The sequence below is a fragment of the Candidatus Mycolicibacterium alkanivorans genome (assembly GCF_022760805.1).
Taxonomy (GTDB): Bacteria; Actinomycetota; Actinomycetes; order Mycobacteriales; family Mycobacteriaceae; genus Mycobacterium; species Mycobacterium alkanivorans.
The window spans coordinates 2,553,427-2,574,467 of record NZ_JAIVFL010000001.1 but is presented as its reverse complement, the minus strand read 5'-3'; the positions used below and the strand labels follow the sequence as shown (position 1 = coordinate 2,574,467).

Sequence of the window (21,041 nt, the reverse complement as noted above, 5' to 3'; positions counted from 1 at the left end):
GACGGCGCCGGCGAGCACATGGAGTCGGTGGGAACCGCGAAACTCTATGTCGGAGAACAGGTTGTCGCCGAGGGTCCGATGCGGGCGCAGATCGGACCGTTCACCCTGTGCGGTGACGGCCTGTGCGTCGGCTACGACAGCGCCGACCCGGTGAGCCGGTCCTACCCGCCGAACTTCCCGTTCACCGGTGGACGCATCGTCGGCGTCGACATCGGCGAGGACCAGTACCTCGACCTCGAGAAGATGGCGGCGGCGGCCTTCGCACGCGAATAGCGGCGGCGGTGGCCGCCCAGTCAGCCGTCCGCCGGACCGACCCGGTAGATCGACTTCAGCGCGAAGAAGGCCTCGAGACCCTCGGGCCCCAGTTCGCGGCCGATGCCGCTGGCCTTGACCCCGCCGAATGGCGCGCGGAAGTCGAGTTGGTAGTCATTGACCCCGATGGTGCCCGTGCGCACCGCACGGGCCACCTCGGTGGCACGCTCGTCGTCGGTCGACCACACCGTGCCGGCCAGTCCGAACTCGCTGTCGTTGGCCAGGGCGATCGCCTGGTCGTCGCCGTCGTAGGGAATCACCGCCAGCACCGGGCCGAAGATCTCCTCCTGGGCGATCCGGTCGGAGTTGTTCACGTCGGCGAACACCGTCGGCGAGACGAACCAGCCGCGCGGCTGATCCCGCGGAACACCGCCGCCGGCAATGAGTTTGGCATCGCTGTTCTTGCCTGCCTCGATGTAGCCCAGCACGCGGTCGCGCTGCCGGGCGCTGACCACCGGCCCGATGTCGGTCGACGTGTCCAGCGGATCGCCCACCTTGAGGCCGTCGACCAGCTCGCTGAGCGCGGCAAGTATCTCCTCGTAGCGTGAGCGCGGTGCCAGGATGCGCGAACTGAGGTAACAGGTCTGCCCGTTGTTGACGAACGAGGCCGCCCGCAAGCCCTTCATCGTGGCGCCCAGATCGGCGTCATCGAGGATGATCGCCGCTGACTTGCCGCCGAGCTCAAGGGTGACCGGGCGCAGCAGCCGACCGCACACCTCGCCGACGATCCGGCCCGCGGCCGTCGACCCGGTGAACGTCACCTTGTCCACGCCGGGGTGCGAAACCAGGTGGGCCCCTGCGGTCACGCCGCCGGGTACGACGTTGAGCACCCCGTCCGGCAAGCCGGCCTCCGCGGCGGCCTCGGCGAACACCAGAGCGTCGAGCGCTGTTTCGGGCGCCGCTTTGAGCACCACCGCGCAGCCCGCAGCCAGCGCCGGCGCCAGCTTGAAGGCGGCCAGGGCCTGCGGGTAGTTCCACGGCACGATCGCGGCGACCACGCCGACGGCCTCACGGCGCACTATGGTGTGCCCGATCATGCTGGGCCGGATCTCCTCGATGGTGGTCTCGGTGATCAGCTGTGCGTAGTAGCGCATCAACGCCGCCGGGAACCGCCCGTTGGCCCCGCGGGACAACGACATCGGCATCCCGTTCTCCCGGGTCACCAGTTCGTTGGTGCCGCGGGCGCGGCTGTCCAGCGCCGCGGCGAACGCGACCAGAAGCTCGGCACGGTGATCCGGGGAGGTCGAGGACCACTCGGGTAGGGCGGCGCGCGCGGCGCCCACCGCGGCGTCGATGTCGGCCACGGTGGCGCTGGCACCGTCGCCGAGCTTCTCCCCGGTCGCCGCCTCCAGGACCGGCTCGACCTGATCGGCCGTCACGAACCGGCCGTCGATGTACAACTGTGCTGGCGCGCTCATGTCCTGGCTCCTGTTCTCTCGCTGTCACCGGCGGTGAACAGCACACCGTCGGCGATCAGGCTGTCGATCTCAGCATCGTCCATGTCCAGCACGACGCGGCATACTCGGCGGCTGTCGGCACCGGGAAGCGGCGCCGGGTTCTGCGCGGCCGGTGGGATGTTGCGGTAGGGCGCGGGGCCGGCCTCGGTGACAAGCGGATGCTCGAAAAGCGGATGGGCCATGTCGCTGAACACATTTCGCAGCCGCAACTGCGGGTGCTCGAGAACGTCTTCGGCGCGGTTCATCGGCCCGGCGGGCACACCGGCGGCCTGCAGCGCTTCGGCGACCTCCGCCGGTGAGCGCTCCGCGGCCCAGCTGGTCACCGCCGCGTCGAGATCCCCGGCGCCCTCACCGATCGCGGTCGCGATACCGCGGCGGTCGGACTCCGAGCGCAATGAGGCCACGCACCATTCGTCCTCACCGGCGCAGGCGAGGATGCGATGGACGGTCGGGTCCCCGAGGACGTCTCCGACGCCGTACACCTCGGCGGCCTGGGTGACGTAGAGCGTGTCGAGTTGGTTGATGACGGCCTCGGCCTGTGAGACGTGGATGCGCGCGCCGGCGCCGGTGCGGTGCCGGCTGATCAAGCCCGCCAGTGCGCCGATCGCGCTGATCCGGCCGACCACGTGGTCGGGGAAGATCGTGATCGCGTCGTAGAACGGATGCCGGGCGTCCTGCGAGGCCCCCTGATCGGAAGTCCACATCCGGGTCACCCCGATGGTGGCGCGGACCAGCGGGCCGTAGCCCATGTGTCTGCTCCACGGGCCGGTGTCGCCGAAGGCGCTGCTCTCGGCCAGCACCAGGCCGGGGTTGAGCTCCTGCAGCCGCTCGTAGGAAAAGCCAAGTGCCGGAAGCGTTCCCGGCTTGAAGTTGGCGAACACCGCGTCCGAGGCGCCGACCAGGCGGGCGAACAGCTCAGCACCGGCCGGGGTGCGTAACTCCAGACCCAGGCCCAGGTTGTTGCGGTGCGCCCGGGCGAACGAGTCACTGATGGCTTGATCGTCGCGCTTCTGGCGCAGACCGTCGGGGTAGGTCGAGCTCTCGACCTTGATCACCTCGGCGCCGAGATCGGCGAACAGCCGGCTGAGCTCACCGCCGGCGACGATGACACCCAGATCGATGACCCGGATGCCGTCGAGGGGAGGTTCACCCACCGGCCTGGTCGGCGTGGGCGCGAAAGATGTTGTCCGCCACTCGACGTCGCTGCTGCCGACAGCCGGGGCCGGGGTCCGGTAGCCGGCATGCGCACCGTCGACGACCCAGTAGCCCACCGGCACGCGGGCGCAGACCCCCGGTGCCAGCTCGGTGTCGGTGAGAGCCCCGACGTCGGTCAGATGCTCCGACTGCAGCGCCTCGGCGGGGGCCAGCACCGCCGCTATCGGCACGCCGTGCGCCTGACCGTCAGCCACCAGTTGCGCCATGCTCTGCCCGGCGAAGAACTCGGCGATCAGCACGCCGAGCTGGCCGAAGGCCTCGGTGCGGGCGGCGATGCTGTCGAAGATCGGGTCCTGGAAGTCCGCGGGCTCCCCCAGCCATGCCCGCAACCCGCGCCACTGCCGCGGCGCCAGTACGCAGATGCGGACGTAGCCGTCGCGGCAGGCGAAGATCGGATACGCGTCCTGGTATCTGGGCCTGCCCCGCCACCGGCTGGCCGCGTTGCGGGCGGTCGCGGCCTGCCCCTGCGTCCCGAACGGCGGATCCAGCGCCAGAACCACCGCGTCGAACCTCGAGAAGTCGATGTAATCGCCTGCACCACAACGTAACCGGTTGAAATAGGCGACCAGCACGGCCCACGCCGCCTGGACCGCCGCGGTGGTCGAGGCGATGCCGTCGGGCGGCAGCACCGGCATGCCGGTGGCCGGCCCGGAGCGCGAGAGCGCGGTCGACATCGCATAGAGCACCGGGTCGGTGGCATGCCAGGACGCGTACGGGCCGTCGAGGCCGAAGTCCGTGACCGACATAGCGACCAGCTGCTCGAAGCGGTCGGCCAGCTGCGCGCACGACGCGCCGAACGCGGCAGCCTGGCCGGGGATGCCGCTGTCGACGACGATGTCGGCTCCGCCGGCCAGTTCGAAGAACAACCTGCGGTCGGCTTCGTTGGTCGGGTCGAGAACCGTGCCGCGCTTGTTGGCGTTGTGCAACGCGAAGGGGATGCTGACACCGTCGATCATCGGCAGCGCGTGGCGGGCGTCGCTGCCTTCCGGCGGTTCGATCTTGAGGACGTCGGCACCCAGGTCGGCCAGCAGTCGGGTGACCGCGTCGCCGGTCCCCTCGCACAGGTCGAGCACCCGCGCACCGGCCAGTAACGGCTCCTTGTCACCCATGACGGGGCTCCCCTTTCGTGAGCGGCCGGCTGCAAGCCGGCTTCACGATAGCGAAGCCCGGGTAAACAACCCGTTTTCGTTCCTGCTGCCGGCAACGATCAGGGGTTGAATGACGTCATGACCGACTCGACGACGCGTGCCAGCGACGAAGTGCTCGACCAGATCGACCGCTGGTGGCGTGCCGCCAACTACCTGTCGGTGGGCCAGATCTATCTGCTGAACAACCCGCTGCTGAGGACGCCGCTGGCGCGCGACGACGTCAAACCGCGTCTGCTCGGGCACTGGGGCACCACACCCGGGCTGAACTTCCTCTACGCACACCTCAATCGGGCGATCACGCAGCGTCAACAGTCGACGATCTACATCACCGGTCCCGGCCACGGCGGTCCGGGCCTGGTCGCCAACGCCTATCTGGACGGCACCTACACCGAGACCTACCCGGACATCACCGGCGACGCCGAGGGCCTGCGCCGGCTGTTCCGCCAGTTCTCCTTCCCCGGCGGTATCCCCTCCCACGTCGCACCGGAAACGCCGGGCTCCATCCACGAGGGCGGTGAACTCGGCTATGCCCTGTCGCATGCCTACGGGGCGGCCTTCGACAACCCCGACCTGCTGGTGCTGGCGGTGGTCGGCGACGGAGAAGCCGAGACCGGGGCACTTGCCACCAGCTGGCACTCCAACAAGTTCCTGCATCCGGTCAACGACGGCGTGGTACTCCCGGTCCTGCACCTCAATGGCTACAAGATCGCCAATCCGACTGTGCTGGATCGTATTCCGCAGGAGGAGCTGCTCAGCCTGATGGTCGGCTACGGCCACAGGCCGTACTTCTTCGAGGTCACCGACGACGACGCCGGCGACCACGCCGGCGCCCACCGCCGGTTCGCCACGCTGCTCGACGAGGTCCTCGACGAGATCGCCGCCATCAAAGCCTCGGCCGGCGAGGAGCGCCCGGCGTGGCCGATGATCATCTTCCGCACGCCCAAGGGCTGGACGGGTCCGGCGTATATCGACGGCAAGAAGACCACCGGATCGTGGCGGGCCCACCAGGTGCCGCTGGCCAACGCCAGGGACACTCCAGAGCATCTGCAGGTCCTGGCCGACTGGCTGACCTCCTACCGGCCCGAGGAACTCTTCGACGACGACGGGCGGGTCGACCCGACGATCACCGCACTGGCCCCGAGCGGTCAGTTGCGCATGAGCGACAATCCGCACGCCAACGGTGGGCTGTTGCTCAAGGACCTGCGGTTGCCGGACTTTCGCGACTTCGCCGTCGAGGTGCCCGCACCCGGCGCGACGATCGCCGAGGCCACCCGCGTGCTCGGGCAGTGGCTGGCCGAGGTCATCCGGCTCAACCCGCACAACTTCCGGATCTTCGGCCCTGACGAGACGGCGTCCAACCGGCTGCAGTCGGTGTTCGACGTCACCGACAAGCAGTGGGACGCCGAGTTCTTCGGCCCCGAGGTCGACGAGCACCTGGCACGCGCCGGCCGGGTGGTCGAGATGCTCTCCGAGCATCAGTGCCAGGGCTGGCTCGAGGGCTACCTGCTGACCGGACGCCACGGGCTGTTCAACTGCTACGAGGCGTTCATCCACATCATCGACTCGATGTTCAACCAGCACGCCAAGTGGCTCAAGGTCACCGACGAGATTCCGTGGCGGCGTCCGATCGCCAGCCTCAACTACCTGTTGTCCAGTCACGTCTGGCGCCAGGACCACAATGGCTTCAGCCATCAGGACCCCGGCTTCATCGACCACGTCGTCAACAAGAGCGCCAAGGTGGTCCGGGTCTACCTGCCGCCGGATGCCAACACGCTGCTGTCCACCTACGACCACTGCCTGCGCTCGCGGCAGTACGTCAACGTCGTGGTCGCGGGCAAGCAGCCGCACCCGAACTTCCTCACCATGGAGCAGGCGGTCGCGCACTGCACCCGGGGCCTGGGCATCTGGGAGTGGGCCGGCAACGAACAGCTCGGCGAGGATCCCGACGTGGTGATCGCCGCGGCCGGCGACGTCCCCACGCTCGAGGCGCTGGCCGCCGTCGACCTGCTGCGCCGCCACCTCCCCGAGTTGAAGGTGCGCTTCGTCAACGTGGTGGACCTGATGCGCCTGCAGGACGAGGCCGAACACCCGCACGGGCTGTCCAGCCGGGAGTTCGACATGATCTTCACCGCCGACAAGCCGGTCATCTTCGCCTACCACGGGTATCCGTGGCTGATTCACCGGCTGACATACCGTCGCAGCAACGACAGCCGCATCCACGTCCGCGGCTACAAGGAGGAGGGCACCACCACCACCCCATTCGACATGATGATGCTCAACGACCTGGACCGCTACCACCTGGTCATCGACGTGATCGACCGCGTCCCCTTCCTGCAGTCGCAGTGCGCGACGTTGCGTCAGCAGATGGTCGACAAGCGGGTGGCCGCCCGGGAGTACACCCGCGAGCACGGCGACGACGTCCCCGAAGTGCGCGATTGGGCGTGGCCGGGCGCACGTGACGCCGAGGTGGCCGTGTCGATCGATGCCACCGCGGCCACCGGCGGTGACAACGAATAACGCGGGAGGTGGCCGGGGTCACGCGGCAACCGGCCCGGATTCTTCTTGCGCGCGCGTACAATAGTCAGCAAATGTCCGAGTCGAACGCGATAGCCGCGCAGCATCCCCATCCCGCGCTCTCGCAGTTGTCGGCGCTGCACCACTTCCACGGCTACGTCGACGTCGCCGTGGTCGTGGTGGTGCTGGCCATCACCAACCTGATCGCCCACTTCACCACGCCGTGGGCGAACATCGCGGTGGTCCCCGCCGCGGCGATCGGCCTGGTGCTGCTGGTGCGCTCGCGGGGTCTGGGCTGGGCTGAGCTGGGCCTGGGCCGCGAGCACTGGAAGTCCGGTGCGCTGTATGCGCTAGGCGCGGTGCTGCTGGTTCTGACCGTGATCGCCGTCGGCGCGATGCTGCCGTGGACCCGCCCGATGTTCCTCAACAACCACTACGCGACGTTGTCGGGTGCGCTGGTGGCCTCGATGATCATCATCCCTTTGCAGACCGTGATCCCCGAGGAACTGGCCTTCCGCGGTGTCCTGCACGGCGCGCTCGACCGCGCCTGGGGCTTCCGCGGGGTGGCGGCCGCCGGCTCGCTGCTGTTCGGCATGTGGCACATCGCCACCTCACTGGGGCTGACGAGCAGCAACGTCGGGTTCACCCGGCTTTTCGGCGGCGGCGTGGTCGGCATGCTGGCCGGTGTCACCATGGCCGTGCTGGCCACCGGTGCGGCCGGCTTCGTGTTCACCTGGCTGCGCAAGCGCAGCGGCAGCCTGATCGCGCCGATCGCCCTGCACTGGTCGCTGAACGGCCTGGGCGCGCTGGCCGCCGCCCTGGTGTGGCACCTGTCCACCTGACTGACGTCGGCGCTTGGTGCGCCGCGCCCGGAACTCCCGGTTCATGATCTAGGGTCCCCTCAGCGGCTCACGGCAGCAACACTGCCGCGCCGGCGATGCGGCCCTCGACCAGGTCGGTCAGCGCGCGGTCGGCCTGCTCCAGCGGATACTCCGGGCCGGTCACCTCGATGCGGTGCCGACCGGCGAAGGCCAGGAACTCGCGGGCGTCGGCGCGGGTGTTCGACGTGACCGAGCGAATCTGACGTTCCTGGAACAGGTGTCGCTGATAGTTCAGCGACGGGATGTCGCTGAGGTGGATACCCGCCACCGCCAGGGTGCCGCCTCGGTCGAGTGCCTCCAATGCGGGCAGCACCAGCTCTCCGACCGGGGCGAACAGGATCGCGGCGTCCAGCTTCACCGGCGGCGGATCGGCCGCCCCCTGCGCGGAGGCCGCACCCAGATCCAGGGCCAGCCGGCGAGCCTCCGCACCGCGCGTCATCACGTGCACCTCCGCACCCTGAGCCAGGGCCACCTGGGCGGTGAGGTGTGCGCTGCCGCCGAACCCGTACAACCCCAGCCGGCCACCCGCCGGCAGCTGCGCGCGCAGCAGTGACCGGTAGCCGATGATGCCCGCGCACAGCAGCGGAGCCAGCTCGCTGTCGGAGTAACCGTCGGGCAGGTGGTGCGCGAAAGCCGCTGGAACAGTGGCGAACTCGGCATAGCCGCCGTCGGCGTCCCAACCGGAGTAGCGCGAATTCGGGCACAGGTTCTCGTCGCCGCGCAGACAGTACTGGCACACCCCGCAGGTGTGCCGCAGCCAGGCGATGCCCACCCGGTCCCCGACGGCGAAGCCGTCACCGGCGTCCGGGCCGACCACCACCACCTCGCCGACCACCTCGTGGCCGGGCGTCACGCCCGGGCGATGGACCGCCAGATCGCCCTCGCTGACGTGCAGGTCGGTTCGGCACACCCCGCACGCCCGCACCGCCACCAACAGCTCGTCCGGAGCCGGCAGCGGGACCTCGGCCGAAGCGTCGAATTCCAACGGGTTGCTTCGCATCGGGCCGGGCCGGCGCACGCGCCAGGCGCGCATCGTGGTCGGGACCGTGAAACCTGCCATGTACCCATCGTGCAACGAAGGGACCAATGGCCCACGATCGGGGCCTTTCGATGACTGTGCCGTCAGGGTTTTCGGTGTGACGGTGGGATGGACACCCGACCGGTCAGGCAAGGAGTCAGCATGGAGAAGGAACTGCCCGACAAGGCGACCGTGGAGGCCGCGCTGGCGCTGGCGGTCCGTGCCCCATCAGTGCACAACTCACAGCCGTGGCGCTGGCGGGTCGGCGACGAGAGCGTGCACCTGTACGCCGACCCCGCCCGGCACCTGCCCCACATCGACCCCGCGCGGCGCGACCTGACCTTGAGTTGCGGTGTTGCGCTGCAACACTTCACCGTCGCCCTCTCGGCACTGGGCTGGGCCTCCGAAGTGCATCGCTTCCCGAACCCGGCCGACCCCGACCACCTGGCCGCCGTCGAGATCATCGGCCCGTACGTCGCCGACCAGGAGATCGCGCTGGCCGCCGCCATACCCCGGCGCCGCACCGACCGCCGCTGGTTCTCCTCCTGGCCGGTGCCCAGCGGCGACATCGCGCTGATCGCCTCGCGTGCCGCCCGCTCGGGCGTCTCGCTGCGCCGGGTCGAGGAGGAGGGTGAGCTCGCGCAGGTGGTGACCCGCGCTGTGCGACAACACCTCAGCGATCCCGAGTACCTGGCCGAACTGGCGATGTGGAGCGGCAGGCACGGCTCGCCCGCCGGGGTGCCCGCACGCAACACCCCCTCAGCCGAGAAGCAGGGAAAGTTCGCCCCGCGGGTCTTCGCCAACCCGGTGCTCGAACAGCCCTGCGGCGTGGAAGCACGCGACGACGCCGGGGTGGTTCTGGTGCTGGCCACCGCAACCGACGACCCGGCGGCACAGTTGCGTGCCGGGGAGGCCACCGGGACCGCCCTGCTGACCGCGACGGCCCTCGGTCTGGCCAGCTGCCCGCTGACCGAGCCCCTCGAACTCGCCGACACCCGCGAGGAGGTGCGCACCAAGCTGCTCGACGGCGACGGCTTTCCGCAGATGCTGCTGCGCGTCGGCTGGTCGGCGCTCAACGCCGATCCGCTACCGGCCACCCCGCGCCGACCGCTGTCGGACGTGGTGGTGCACCTGGACGGAACGCCGCTGCAGACGCCCGGCTGAGCCGGTCCCCGCCTACTTGCGGACCTTGCTCAGGATCCACAACAGGATCACCGAGCCCAGGATCGCGGTGAACAGCGTGAACCACCAGCCGCCCTCGGCGGTGTTCAGGAAGAAGCTCAGCAGGAAGCCACCGATCAGCGCGCCGACCACACCGATGACGATGTTCATCAGGATGCCCGAGCCGCCGCCCTTGACGATCTTGCCCGCGATCCAGCCCGCGATCGCGCCGATGATGATGTAGCCGATCCAGCCGACGCTGGTCAGCGTCGAGGAACGGGCGAGGAATTCGGTCGCCGCCAACATGTCCATCAGGATCTCTCCTCGGTGTCGCCGGCCGGGCGTGGCTGCCGGGCCGTCATCACACTGGTATACCTCCGCCGGGTACCGATTCGCGCGTTGAACCGGCCACATCGTCAGTTACCGGCGGCCAGCGATCCTGCTGGCCGCAAAGGGGCTCAGCCGGCCGGCTGCATCTCCGGCACCGGCGTCTGGACCGGGACGGGCACGCCGAGCGGAATGCGGCCACCGGGGGTGGGCGCCGGCGTCTCAGGTGCCGGGGCGTTCGGGTCCGGCGCCGGCGGAGGCGGCGGGCTGTACGGGCGGACGGACTCGGCCAGCGCCTTGGCGGCCGCCGGGTCGATCGGGTCCTTGGCGGTGCCCAGCCAGACCACGAACCACCGCTGGTTGCGCAGGTTCATCGGGGCGTTCGGCTGCGCCGTGCCCACCACGCCGGCCCAGATCTGACCGTTGGGCTTGCTGGTGTCGGTGAACTTGACCTCGTAGGAGGAGAAGTAGCCGGGCATGTCACCGGCCTGCAGCACACCGGTCTGCTGGTTGACCCGGACGCCTGGGAACGGCATGAAGAACTCGCCCATGTCCGAGGCCAGCCGGACCGCGGCCTTGCTGTTGTCCTGTTCGGCGCCAGCGAAGAGCTTCAGGTCGAGGCGGCCGAGCAGGACGCTCGTGTCGTTGGCCGTCGGCGCGGGCTGTCCGTTCTGGGCGGGACCGATCTCCTTGCTGAGCAGGGCCTGGCCGTAGTTCAGGCGAGAGGCATCCGAGACCACCCAGCCGGCTGGCAGCAGGTAGCTGAAGCCGCCGGTGGCGTTGTCGACGCGGCCGGGCTCGGGAGCCGGCGCAGGAACCGGTGCGGCATTGGGGTCGGCTGGCGGGGGCGCCGGGGCGTTGGGGTCGACCGGCACCGGGGGGCGCCGGGGCGTTGGGGTCGACCGGCACCGGGGCGCCGGTGCGGGTGGACCGGGCGCCGGAGCCTGGGCGTTCGGGTCGGCCGGCGGCGGGACATCGGTGGCCGGGGGGGCTGCCGGGGCAGCGGCCGTCGTGGACGGCGGCGCGGGGGCCACGGGATCGGCGGTCGCCGAGGTCGGCGGCAGGGCGATCGTGACGGCACCACCAGCCGCGGTCACGGCCGTGACCACGAGCGCTGTCCAACGGCCCGGGCGTCGTGATGTCGGGTCCGGCTCAGTCATGGCGATGAACCTACCGTGTTACAGCCGTGACGCAAGTGTGGCCTGCTCACGATGTGGTGCATGGCGCCGCTGTGGTGAATCCACAAATTTTCGCAACAGACCAGTTCAGCGGCCGGTACCAGCAGTCCGTTCCGGCAACCCGGCCCCGGCTCCGGTGACCGGCGGCGGGCCGTCCTCACAGCTGTCGCACAGTGGGGCGCGCCGCGGGGTGAAGGCCCACCTCCTGGGCTTTGACGTTGAACCACACCGCGTCCCCGGCAGTCAGTCGAAGGTCCGCGGCGGCCTCGGCGGTGATATCGGCGGCAAGTCCAGGCGCGCCGTCGGCCTGCTGGCCACCGCGAACCCGCACCGTCGCGCCGTTGGCGTCGAGTTCGGCGACGGTCACCTTCACGCAGTTGCGCGGGCTGCCGGCCGGCTGGTCGCGGTACACCGCCACCGCCGCCGGGGTGAACACCGCGATCACGGCCGACTGCTCGGCCAGATCCTCTGCGGGGGTGCCGTGCCACGGTGTGCCGTCGGCCGCGCGCACGGTGTGCGGGCCGTCCAGGACGCCGCGCACCACGTTCACACCCGCAATGCGTGCCCCGAACAGGCTCCGCGGGGCGGCGAGCACCTCGGCGACCGGCCCGATCTCGGCTACCGCGCCCCCTTCGATCACCATCACCCGATCCGCCAGGGTCAGGACGTCGAGCAGGTCATGGGTGATCAGGACGGTCGCGCGCCCGTCGGTGGCCGAGACCCGGCGAAGCACCGCCCGCACCGACGCGGCGACGGCGATGTCGAGCCCGGCCAGCGGTTCGTCGAGCAGCAGAACCTCCGGCTCGGCCGCCAGCGCGCGCGCGATCGCCACCCGCTTGGCCTGCCCGCCTGACAATTCCCCGGGTTTGCGGGCGGCCAGGTCCGCCACGCCCACATCGGCCAGCCAGCGGGCGGCGGCCCGCCGGGCCTTCGCCCGGCCCGCTCCCCGGCTTCGCGGTGCGAACTCGGCGTTGGCCTGCACGCTCAGGTGCGGAAACAGCAGCGGATCCTGCAGCAGCAGTCCGACCCGACGGTCGTGGGCGGCCACCTGGATACCGGCTGAGGTGTCGGTGAGCGTCCGTCCGCCGACCCGTACGACACCCGTATCGGGCCGCAGCAGACCGGCGATCACGTCCATCGTGGTCGACTTGCCGGCTCCGTTGGGGCCGAGAACGGCCAGCACCTCTCCGGCAGCGACGTCGAATTCGACGTCGAGCCCGCGTTGCCGCACCGCGGCCCCGACGTGCAGCTCAGCCATCGGCGCTCATGCGGAGTTCCAGCCGGACAACCGCCTGGCGCCCACGGCGAGGACGACGACGGCGGCCACGGCGACCAGCAGGATCGACAGGGCCACCGCGGCGTCGGGGTCGGCTTCGCGCTGAAGGTAGATCTCCAGCGGGAGCGTCCGGGTGACGCCCTGCCGGGACCCGGCGAAGGTGAGCGTCGCGCCGAACTCGCCCAGCGAGCGGGCGAAGGCCAGCACCGCACCCGAGACCAGGCCGGGTGCCAGCAGCGGCAGCGTGACCCGCCACCACACCGTCGCCGGGCGGGCCCCCAGCGTCGCGGCCACCAGGTCGTAGTCGGCGCCGGCGGTCCGGGCGGCACCTTCCAGCGCGATCACCAGGAAGGGCAGCGAGACGAATGTCTGCGCCAGCACCACCGCCGTCGTGCTGAAAGCGATGCGGATCCCCGCGGTCTCCAGGTACTGGCCCAGCAATCCCATCCGGCCGAAGGCATACAGCAGCGCGATGCCGCCGACCACCGGCGGCAGCACCAGCGGCAGCAGGATCAGCGGCCGCAACGCCCGGACAACTCGGCCGTCGCTGCGGGCCAGCACCAGTGCCATCGGCACGCCCACCAACACGCACAACACCGTGCTGGCCACGGCGGTGCGCAGGCTCAGCAGCAGGGCGGCCTGCGAGGGCGTGCTGGTGATCAGCGGCCAGAACTGCGGCCAGTCGACCCTCACCGCCATCGCCACCAGCGGCAGCACCACGAACCCCGCACCGAGGACGGCCGGGGCGTACACCCAGCCCGGCAGCCAGATGCTGGCCCCGGGCGTCCCGATCCGCCTCATTGGGCTCACTTTAGGGCGAAACGCGACCTCGTGTCCGGATCGTGTCGGAGCCGCATTAGCACCTTTAGCTACTGTCCAGTAACATTCCTCTGCGAACACTGGAATCCCAGCATTGGGCACGAGGAGGTCAAAGGCGATGGACGTGCTGGTCACCGGCGGCGATACCGAACTGGGTCGAATCGTCGCAGAAGGCTTCCGCGACGCCGGCCACAAGGTCGTCATCAGCGGCGCCCGCCGAGACGACCTCGAGGTCGCGGCCAAGGAACTCGAAGTCGACGCCATCGTCTGCGACACGACCGACCCGTCGGCCCTGGCCCAGGCGCGCAGCCAGTTCCCGCACCACCTCGACACCATCGTGCACGTGCCCGCGCCGCACTGGGTCGGCGGTGACCCGCGCACCTACACGCTTGCCGACACCGCCAGCGCCTGGCGCGCCACCCTGGACGCCACGGTCGTCTCGGCCGTCCTGCTCGTTCAGAACATCGGCGACCACCTGCGTTCCGGTGGCGCCGTCGTCACCGTCGCGCCGGAGAACCCGCGCGACGGCAGCGCCGAGGCCGCGGTCAAGGCCGCACTGTCCAACTGGACCGCCGGCCGGGCCGACCACTTCGGCACCCGCGGGATCACCGTCAACACGGTGGCCTGCGGCCACGGCGCGGAGCCGTCCTACGACGGGCTGAGCACCACACCGCCGTCGGTGGCTGCCGAAATCTGCCGCCTCGCGCTCTTTTTGACCACCCCCGCGGCGCGTCACATCACCGGTCAGACACTGCACGTCAGCCGCGGTGCGCTGGCCAGCTTCGACTGATTCACCGGCCGTTCGCCGACGATGAATATTGTCGGCTCGGTAACGATTCGACGGTGGCTGACATCACGTAGGCCGATCCGGGACCGACGCGAAGTCTGCGGGCAGGGCGACTACCGTAGGGGTGTCCTGTGCAAGTCGTTGAGGAGCGAAAATGACCCACCCCGGTGCCACCCCATCGGATAAGCACAAGGTCGTCATCATCGGATCCGGCTTCGGCGGGCTCACTGCCGCCAAGAAGCTCAAGCGTGCCGATGTCGACATCAAGCTGATCGCCAAGACCACCCACCACCTGTTCCAACCGCTGCTGTACCAGGTGGCGACGGGCATCATCTCCGAGGGCGAGATCGCCCCGCCCACCCGCGTGGTGCTGCGCAACCAGCAGAACTGCCAGGTCCTGCTCGGCGAGGTCACCCATGTCGACCTGAAGAACCAGACCGTCGACTCGATCCTGCTGGGCCACACCTACCGCACGCCCTACGACACGCTCATCGTGGCCGCCGGGGCCGGTCAGTCGTACTTCGGCAACGACCACTTCGCCGAGTGGGCGCCCGGCATGAAGACCATCGACGACGCGCTGGAACTGCGCGGACGGATCCTCGGTGCCTTCGAGCAGGCCGAGCGATCCAGCGACCCGGAACGCCGCGAGAAGCTCCTGACCTTCGTCGTGGTCGGCGCCGGCCCGACCGGCGTGGAGATGGCCGGGCAGATCGCCGAATTGGCGGATCACACCCTCAAGGGCGCGTTCCGTCACATCGACCCCACCGAGGCCAGGGTGATCCTGCTCGACGCCGCACCGGCGGTGCTGCCACCGATGGGCGAGAAGCTGGGTCAGAAGGCGGCCGCGCGGCTGGAGAAGCTGGGCGTGGAGATTCAACTCGGAGCCATGGTCACCGACGTCGACCGCAACGGCATCACCGTCAAACACAGCGACGGCACGATCAACCGCATCGAGGCTGCGACCAAGGTGTGGTCGGCCGGTGTCTCGGCCAGCCCGCTGGGCAAGATCATCGCCGACCAGTCCGGCGCCGAGATCGACCGGGCCGGCCGGGTCAAGGTGCTGCCGGACCTGACCGTTCCGGGGCATCCCAACGTCTTCGTCGTCGGCGACATGGCCTTCGTCGACGGCGTTCCCGGCATGGCGCAGGGCGCGATCCAGGGCGCCCGCTATGCCGCTAAGCAGATCAAGGCCGAACTCAAGGGCGCCGACCCGGCCGCCCGCGAGCCGTTCGAGTACTTCGACAAGGGCTCGATGGCCACCGTGTCACGCTACTCGGCGGTGGCCAAGGTCGGCCGAATCGAGTTCAGCGGCTACTTCGCCTGGCTGGCGTGGTTGTTCCTGCACCTGATCTACCTGGTCGGGTTCAGGGCGCGGCTCACCACCGCGCTGTCGTGGATCGGCACCTTCATCGGCAGCCAGCGCGGCCAGCTGACGATCACCGAACAGCAAGCCTACGCCCGTACCAGGATCGAACAGCTCGAGGAGATCGCGGCCTGCGTCGAAGACGAGAAGGCTGCTTCCTGACTCCGAAAGTCGTTGCCCCGATTGGCCGTCAGCTTCCTGTTGGCTGAGGATCACCCGCCAGCGGCGGCGAAAGCACCGTGTCACGCACCGCGCATGCCCTACCATCATCAGCGAATACAACTCCAAACCGAGGGGGCCCCATGTCATCAAGTCGTTCTGTGCGTCGCGTAGCCGCGGCAGCGCTGGGCGCAGGTGCGGTGTTGCTGAGCATGACGGGCCCCGCCGCGGCCGCCCCGCCGCCGAACTGCACCACCGCAGACATGACCGGCATCATGTCCGGCGTGTCCGCGGCGATGGCGGCATACCTGTTCAGTCATCCGGACGTCAACAACTTCTTCACCAGCCTGCAGGGCCTGCCGAAGAAGGAGGTCGCGGCCCGGACCCAGGGGTACCTGGACGCGAATCCGTCGATCCGCGCCGACCTGGACAACATCCGCCAGCCGTCGACCGACTTCCGCAATCGGTGCGGCATCGGACAGCGCCCGCTCGTCCCCAACGCCTAGCCGTCGCACCTGGTTCGCCGGCGCACTCTAAGGTGGTCGGCGTGATTGTCCGCTGTGAGTCCGTCGCGCCGGGCGACGGTGAACCGTCGTGGTCGTGAGGCCCGACGAGTTCGTCTACCGGGCGCTGCAGCGGTTGCCGACGCGGGTGCTGTCGTTGCGCACCATCGTCATCGTCGCCGCCCTGTCGGTGGTCGCGCTGGTGCTGACGCTCGGTATCTGGGTGTGGGTCGGCGTCACCAACGACCAGTACAGCCAGCTCGACCGACGGCTGGACTCGGTGAGTAGCCTGGGCGACTTCAGCTCACTGCTGTCCAGCACCCGGCCGCCGGCCGAAGGAACCACCACCCCGGACGGCAACCTGGTGCGCACCGTTCGCGTCGGCGGCATGGCCATCTCGGTGCCGCCCGACGTCGTCCTGCCCGAGCTGGCCAACGGCTACGCCAACACCACGATCGACGGCGTCGAGTACCGGGTGCGGACGTTCTCGGTGTCCGGCGCGACGATCGCGCTGGGAGCACCCCTTGCCGAGACCAAGCACCGCATCAACGAACTGCACCTGCGGGTGCTGCTCATCTGTGCCGGGGTCATCATCGGCACCGTCGTGGTGGGGTGGCTGATCTCGCTGATCATGGTCAATCCGTTCCGGCTGCTGGCCCAGCAGGCCCGCGCCATCAACGCGCAATCCAACCCCGACGAGGTGCAGGTGCGCGGGGTGCGCGAGGCGGTGGAGATCGCCGAGGCGGTCGAGGGGATGCTGGCCCGCATCGGCGACGAGCAGGCCCGCACCAAGGCCGCCCTGGAGTCCGCCCGTGACTTCGCCGCCGTGGCCTCCCACGAACTGCGGACTCCCCTGACGGCGATGCGGACCAACCTCGAGGTGCTCGCCACGCTGGATCTGGCTGCCGAGCAGCGCAACGAAGTAATCGGCGACGTGATGCGCACCCAGAGCCGCATCGAAGCCACCCTCACCGCACTCGAGCGCCTGGCGCAGGGCGAGCTGACCACGGCCGACGACTTCGTGCCGTTCGACATCGCCGACCTGTTGGACCGGGCCGCGCACGACGCCGAACGGACCTTCCCGGAGCTGAAGGTGTCGCTGGTGCCCTCGCCGGCGGTGTTGATGGTCGGGCTTCCGGTCGGCCTGCGGCTGGTGATCGACAACGCGATCGCCAACGCGGTCAAGCACGGCGGGGCCACCGAGGTGCGGCTGGCGGTCACCAGCTCGGCCGAGGGTGTCGAGATCACCGTCGACGACAACGGCAGCGGCGTGCCGGAGCACGAGCGGGCCGCGGTGTTCGAGCGGTTCTCCCGCGGCTCGACGGCGTCCCGCTCGGGATCCGGCCTCGGGCTGGCCCTTGTCGCACAGCAAGCCGAATTACACGGCGGCACAGCGTGTTTGGATACCAGCCCGCTGGGTGGGGCGCGGCTGGTGCTCAAGCTGTCCGGCCGTCAGGAGTAGAGCCGCTCGCCCTGCCAGGTGGAGATGCTGCCACCGCGGGCCATCAGGCCTCGAGATTCTGCAGACGCACCTGGCCGCGGGCGACGATGCGGTCCTGCTCGTCGCGGATGGTCACCAGCCACAACTGCTGGCGGCGGCCCCGGTGCACCGGCTCGGAGACGCCGTAGACCGTGCCCGAGCCGATGGCGCGCAGGAAGTCGGTGTTGTTGTTGACCCCGACGACGTTGCCGCCGCCGTTGGCGGACAGCCAGACGAAGGCCGACGTGCTGGCCATCGACTCGATCATCGCGCAGTACACGCCGCCGTGGACGATGCCCATCGGCTGCAACAGCTTGGGCTGTACCTGTAGCCGCGCCTTGGCGCCGTCCACGGTCAGCTCGGTGAACTCCAGTCCGAGCAGGTTGTCGAACGGTGCGTCGAAGGCGATCTTCTCGGTCAGCGACTCCTCTTGTGGCATGCCCTTGTGTTTACAGGCAAGTTGGATACGACGCCCGGTAGTAACCGGGAGTACGCTTGACTTCAGTGCTTTTGGAGATGAACGGATATGCCTAAGTTGACTCGTCTCGGCGAACTCGAACGCGCGGTGATGGATCACCTGTGGGCCGCCGGCGAGCCGCTGACGGTCCGCCAGGTGCATGAGGCCCTCTCCGCCGAACGCGACCTGGCCTACACCACGGTGATGACGGTCCTGCAGCGGTTGGCCCGCAAGAACCTCGTCTCTCAGATTCGTGACGACCGGGCACACCGGTACGCACCGGTCCACGGCCGCGACGAGCTGGTGGCCGGCTTGATGGTGGACGCGCTGGACCAGGCCTCCGACTCCGGTAGCCGGCAGGCGGCGCTGGTGTATTTCGTCGAGCGTGTGGGCGCCGACGAAGCCGAGGCGTTGCGCCGGGCGCTGGCCGAACTGGAGTCCAAGGACCGCTCAGCCTGGCCCGCTGGCGATGCCCCCATCGCCTGAGGGACACTGTCAGCGTGTCCGCGCTGGCCTTCGTTCTCGTAGCGCTGTTGCTTGTCGGCCCCGTGCCGGCCCTGCTGGCACGGGCGTCCTGGCCCATGCGCGCGCCCCGGGCCGCCATCGTGCTCTGGCAGTCGATCGCCGCCGCCGCCGTCCTGTCCGCCTTCAGCGCCGGACTGGCCATTGCCAGCAGGCTTTTCGTCCCCGGACCCGATGGCCGGCCGACCGCCACCATCACCAGCGAGACCCAGGTACTGGGCTGGCCGCTGTGGCTGGCCTACGTATCGGTCTTCGCGCTGACGCTGCTGATCGGCGGCCGCCTGGCGGTTGCCGTCGTGCAGGTCGCAATCGCCACCCGACGCCGCCGTGCCCACCACCGGACGGTCGTCGACCTGCTCGGTGACTGCCGCCACGGGATGAACGGGCTTCGGGTGCTGCACGTCTCCGAACCGCTGGCCTACTGCCTGCCCGGTGTGCGCAGCCGGGTGATCCTCAGCGAGGGCACACTGTCCGCGCTGAGCGACCCCGAGCTCGTCGCGATCCTCAGCCATGAACGTGCGCACCTGCGCGCCCGCCACGACCTGGTACTCGAGGCTTTCATCGCCGCCCACACCGCCTTTCCCCGGTTCGTTCGCAGCGGTAGCGCGCTGGCCGCGGTCCGGCTGTTGGTGGAGATGCTCGCCGATGATGCCGCGGTGCGCGCCGCGGGACCCGCTCCCCTGGCCCGGGCCCTGGTCGCCTGCGCCGCGGGGCACACCCCGTCGGGTGCATTGGCCGCCGGCGGCCCCACGACGGTGATCCGGGTCCAGCGGCTGGCCGGCCGGCCCAACAGCGGGTGGCTGTCGATGGCCGCATACACCGCCGCCGCGGCGGTCCTGTTCGTCCCGACCGTCGCGGTCGCCGTCCCGTGGTTGACCGAGCTGCACCGGCTCTTCGCTACGTAGATCTGCTAAACCCGCTCTGCCACAACATAATCGGACAATTGAAAGGCGCTTGATGAGCCTGTCGCAGACGAGCAGCACCAACAGTACCGCACAGATCGGCGTCACCGGCCTGGCCGTGATGGGTTCGAACATCGCGCGCAACTTCGCCCGCCACGGCTACACCGTCGCGCTGCACAACCGTTCCGTCGCCAAGACCGATGCGCTGCTCGAACAACACGGCTCGGACGGCAAGTTCGTCCGCTCGGAGACCATCGAGGAGTTCCTGGCCGCGCTGGAGAGGCCGCGCCGGGTGCTGATCATGGTCAAGGCCGGCGATCCCACCGACGCCGTCATCAACGAGCTAGCCGACGCCATGGAGCCCGGCGACATCATCATCGACGGCGGCAACGCGCTCTACACCGACACCATCCGCCGCGAGAAGGCCATGCGCGAACGCGGCCTGCACTTCGTCGGTGCCGGCATCTCCGGCGGCGAGGAGGGCGCGCTCAACGGCCCGTCGATCATGCCCGGCGGCCCCGCCGAGTCCTACAAGACGCTCGGCCCGCTGCTCGAGGAGATCTCGGCTCACGTCGATGGCGTCCCATGCTGCACCCACATCGGCCCGGACGGTGCCGGTCACTTCGTGAAGATGGTCCACAACGGCATCGAGTACTCCGACATGCAGCTCATCGGCGAGGCCTACCAACTGCTGCGCGACGGGCTGGGACTGTCCGCCCCGCAGATCGCCGACGTGTTCACCGAGTGGAACTCCGGCGACCTGGACAGCTTCCTGGTCGAGATCACCGCCGAGGTGCTGCGCCAGATCGATGCCAAGACCGGTAAGCCGCTGGTGGACGTCATCCTCGACGAGGCCGAGCAGAAGGGCACCGGCCGCTGGACGGTGAAGTCCGCGCTCGACCTCGGGGTGCCGGTCACCGGCATCGCCGAAGCCGTGTTCGCCCGGGCGCTGTCCGGGTCGGTGCCACAGCGCCGGGCCACCACCGGGCTGGCTTCCGGCAAGCTCGGCGAGAAGCCAACGGATGCACAGCAATTCACCGAAGACGTGCGCCAGGCGCTGTACGCCTCGAAGATCATCGCCTACGCGCAGGGCTTCAACCAGATCCAGGCCGGCTCGGCCGAATACACCTGGGGCGTCACACCCGGCGATCTGGCAACGATCTGGCGCGGCGGCTGCATCATCCGGGCCAAGTTCCTCAACCGCATCAAGGACGCATTCGACGAGAACCCCGACCTGCCGACGCTGATCGCCGCGCCGTACTTCCGCAGCGCGGTCGAGTCGGCGATCGACAGCTGGCGTCGGGTGGTGGTCACCGCCACCGAGCTGGGCATCCCGATCCCCGGGTTCGCCTCGGCGCTGTCCTACTACGACGCGCTGCGCACCGAGCGGCTGCCCGCCGCACTCACCCAGGGTCTGCGCGACTTCTTCGGCGCCCACACCTACGGCCGCACCGACGCCGCCCCCGCGGCCCGGTTCCACACACTGTGGAGCGGCGACCGCAGCGAGGTCGAGGTCTAGGTTCCCCTAGCGCGAGCAGACACAAAGGCCCCCAAACGCCCGG

Annotated in this window: 19 protein-coding genes and 1 pseudogene; 11 read left to right on the top strand and 9 right to left on the bottom strand. The window is 69.6% G+C overall.

Going from position 1 to position 21,041, the window contains the following annotated elements; all coding sequences use genetic code 11:
- Positions 1-27: 27 nt before the first annotated feature.
- Entirely contained in the window at positions 28-273 is a 246-nt protein-coding gene (locus K9U37_RS12745; protein ID WP_243073498.1) for a hypothetical protein, read from the top strand.
- Positions 274-293: 20 nt separating this feature from the next.
- Here the strand turns inward: K9U37_RS12745 and K9U37_RS12740 are convergent, their stop codons facing one another.
- Positions 294-1,730 (bottom strand): aldehyde dehydrogenase, encoded by a 1,437-nt coding sequence (locus K9U37_RS12740; protein WP_243071998.1) that lies wholly within the window; start codon positions 1,728-1,730, stop codon positions 294-296.
- Positions 1,727-4,093 carry a CaiB/BaiF CoA transferase family protein gene (locus K9U37_RS12735; RefSeq protein ID WP_243071997.1) on the bottom strand — a complete coding sequence of 789 codons (2,367 nt, stop codon included), beginning with the start codon at positions 4,091-4,093 and terminating at the stop codon, positions 1,727-1,729. Before K9U37_RS12735 ends, K9U37_RS12740 begins: the two co-directional genes overlap by 4 nt.
- A gap of 117 nt (positions 4,094-4,210) precedes the next feature.
- On the opposite strand from K9U37_RS12735, the gene K9U37_RS12730 reads away from it, so the two are divergent.
- Positions 4,211-6,649, top strand: coding sequence for a phosphoketolase family protein (locus tag K9U37_RS12730; RefSeq protein WP_243071996.1), 2,439 nt, complete (start codon positions 4,211-4,213; stop codon positions 6,647-6,649).
- Positions 6,650-6,720: 71 nt separating this feature from the next.
- Positions 6,721-7,488 (top strand): CPBP family intramembrane glutamic endopeptidase, encoded by a 768-nt coding sequence (locus tag K9U37_RS12725; protein WP_243071995.1) that lies wholly within the window; start codon positions 6,721-6,723, stop codon positions 7,486-7,488.
- A 67-nt stretch (positions 7,489-7,555) separates the two neighbouring features.
- Here the strand turns inward: K9U37_RS12725 and K9U37_RS12720 are convergent, their stop codons facing one another.
- Positions 7,556-8,560 (bottom strand): zinc-binding alcohol dehydrogenase family protein, encoded by a 1,005-nt coding sequence (locus tag K9U37_RS12720; RefSeq protein WP_372489569.1) that lies wholly within the window; start codon positions 8,558-8,560, stop codon positions 7,556-7,558.
- Positions 8,561-8,707: 147 nt separating this feature from the next.
- Here K9U37_RS12720 and K9U37_RS12715 point away from each other — a divergent pair, with 147 nt between their 5' ends.
- Entirely contained in the window at positions 8,708-9,709 is a 1,002-nt protein-coding gene (locus K9U37_RS12715) for an Acg family FMN-binding oxidoreductase (RefSeq protein ID WP_243071993.1), read from the top strand.
- 12 nt (positions 9,710-9,721) lie between these two features.
- Here the strand turns inward: K9U37_RS12715 and K9U37_RS12710 are convergent, their stop codons facing one another.
- The 5 genes and pseudogenes from K9U37_RS12710 to K9U37_RS12695 form a co-directional block, all read right to left on the bottom strand.
- Complete coding sequence (locus K9U37_RS12710) at positions 9,722-10,018, bottom strand: GlsB/YeaQ/YmgE family stress response membrane protein (RefSeq protein WP_243071992.1); 297 nt, start codon at positions 10,016-10,018, stop codon at positions 9,722-9,724.
- Between the two features lie 146 nt (positions 10,019-10,164).
- On the bottom strand, positions 10,165-11,193 hold the full coding sequence (locus K9U37_RS12705; protein ID WP_243071991.1) for an APA family fibronectin-binding glycoprotein: 1,029 nt from the start codon (positions 11,191-11,193) through the stop codon (positions 10,165-10,167).
- Positions 11,194-11,368: 175 nt separating this feature from the next.
- Positions 11,369-11,854 carry a TOBE domain-containing protein gene (locus tag K9U37_RS20690; protein WP_443627158.1) on the bottom strand — a complete coding sequence of 162 codons (486 nt, stop codon included), beginning with the start codon at positions 11,852-11,854 and terminating at the stop codon, positions 11,369-11,371.
- 138 nt (positions 11,855-11,992) lie between these two features.
- Positions 11,993-12,442: pseudogene (locus K9U37_RS20685) on the bottom strand (ATP-binding cassette domain-containing protein); the annotation flags it as partial.
- A 33-nt stretch (positions 12,443-12,475) separates the two neighbouring features.
- Positions 12,476-13,288: an ABC transporter permease gene (locus K9U37_RS12695; protein ID WP_243071989.1), complete on the bottom strand. Its 813-nt coding sequence runs from the start codon at positions 13,286-13,288 to the stop codon at positions 12,476-12,478.
- Between the two features lie 136 nt (positions 13,289-13,424).
- On the opposite strand from K9U37_RS12695, the gene K9U37_RS12690 reads away from it, so the two are divergent.
- From K9U37_RS12690 to K9U37_RS12675, 4 genes are all read left to right on the top strand, one after another.
- Entirely contained in the window at positions 13,425-14,096 is a 672-nt protein-coding gene (locus K9U37_RS12690) for an SDR family oxidoreductase (protein WP_243071988.1), read from the top strand.
- Between the two features lie 151 nt (positions 14,097-14,247).
- Positions 14,248-15,618 (top strand): type II NADH:quinone oxidoreductase Ndh, encoded by a 1,371-nt coding sequence (locus tag K9U37_RS12685; protein ID WP_243071987.1) that lies wholly within the window; start codon positions 14,248-14,250, stop codon positions 15,616-15,618.
- A gap of 140 nt (positions 15,619-15,758) precedes the next feature.
- Positions 15,759-16,121: a heme-binding protein gene (locus K9U37_RS12680; RefSeq protein WP_243071986.1), complete on the top strand. Its 363-nt coding sequence runs from the start codon at positions 15,759-15,761 to the stop codon at positions 16,119-16,121.
- A gap of 88 nt (positions 16,122-16,209) precedes the next feature.
- Positions 16,210-17,580 (top strand): ATP-binding protein, encoded by a 1,371-nt coding sequence (locus K9U37_RS12675; RefSeq protein ID WP_308197374.1) that lies wholly within the window; start codon positions 16,210-16,212, stop codon positions 17,578-17,580.
- Between the two features lie 43 nt (positions 17,581-17,623).
- On the opposite strand, the gene K9U37_RS12670 is transcribed toward K9U37_RS12675, so the two are convergent.
- Positions 17,624-18,037 (bottom strand): PaaI family thioesterase, encoded by a 414-nt coding sequence (locus tag K9U37_RS12670; RefSeq protein WP_243071985.1) that lies wholly within the window; start codon positions 18,035-18,037, stop codon positions 17,624-17,626.
- Positions 18,038-18,124: 87 nt separating this feature from the next.
- Here K9U37_RS12670 and K9U37_RS12665 point away from each other — a divergent pair, with 87 nt between their 5' ends.
- From K9U37_RS12665 to gnd, 3 genes are read left to right on the top strand one after another with little or no spacing between them, the layout of a single operon-like run.
- Complete coding sequence (locus K9U37_RS12665) at positions 18,125-18,541, top strand: BlaI/MecI/CopY family transcriptional regulator (protein WP_243071984.1); 417 nt, start codon at positions 18,125-18,127, stop codon at positions 18,539-18,541.
- A gap of 14 nt (positions 18,542-18,555) precedes the next feature.
- Positions 18,556-19,482 carry a M56 family metallopeptidase gene (locus K9U37_RS12660; RefSeq protein WP_243071983.1) on the top strand — a complete coding sequence of 309 codons (927 nt, stop codon included), beginning with the start codon at positions 18,556-18,558 and terminating at the stop codon, positions 19,480-19,482.
- A gap of 52 nt (positions 19,483-19,534) precedes the next feature.
- Entirely contained in the window at positions 19,535-20,998 is a 1,464-nt protein-coding gene (gene gnd, locus K9U37_RS12655) for an NADP-dependent phosphogluconate dehydrogenase (protein WP_243071982.1), read from the top strand.
- The last annotated feature ends 43 nt before the right edge of the window (positions 20,999-21,041 follow it).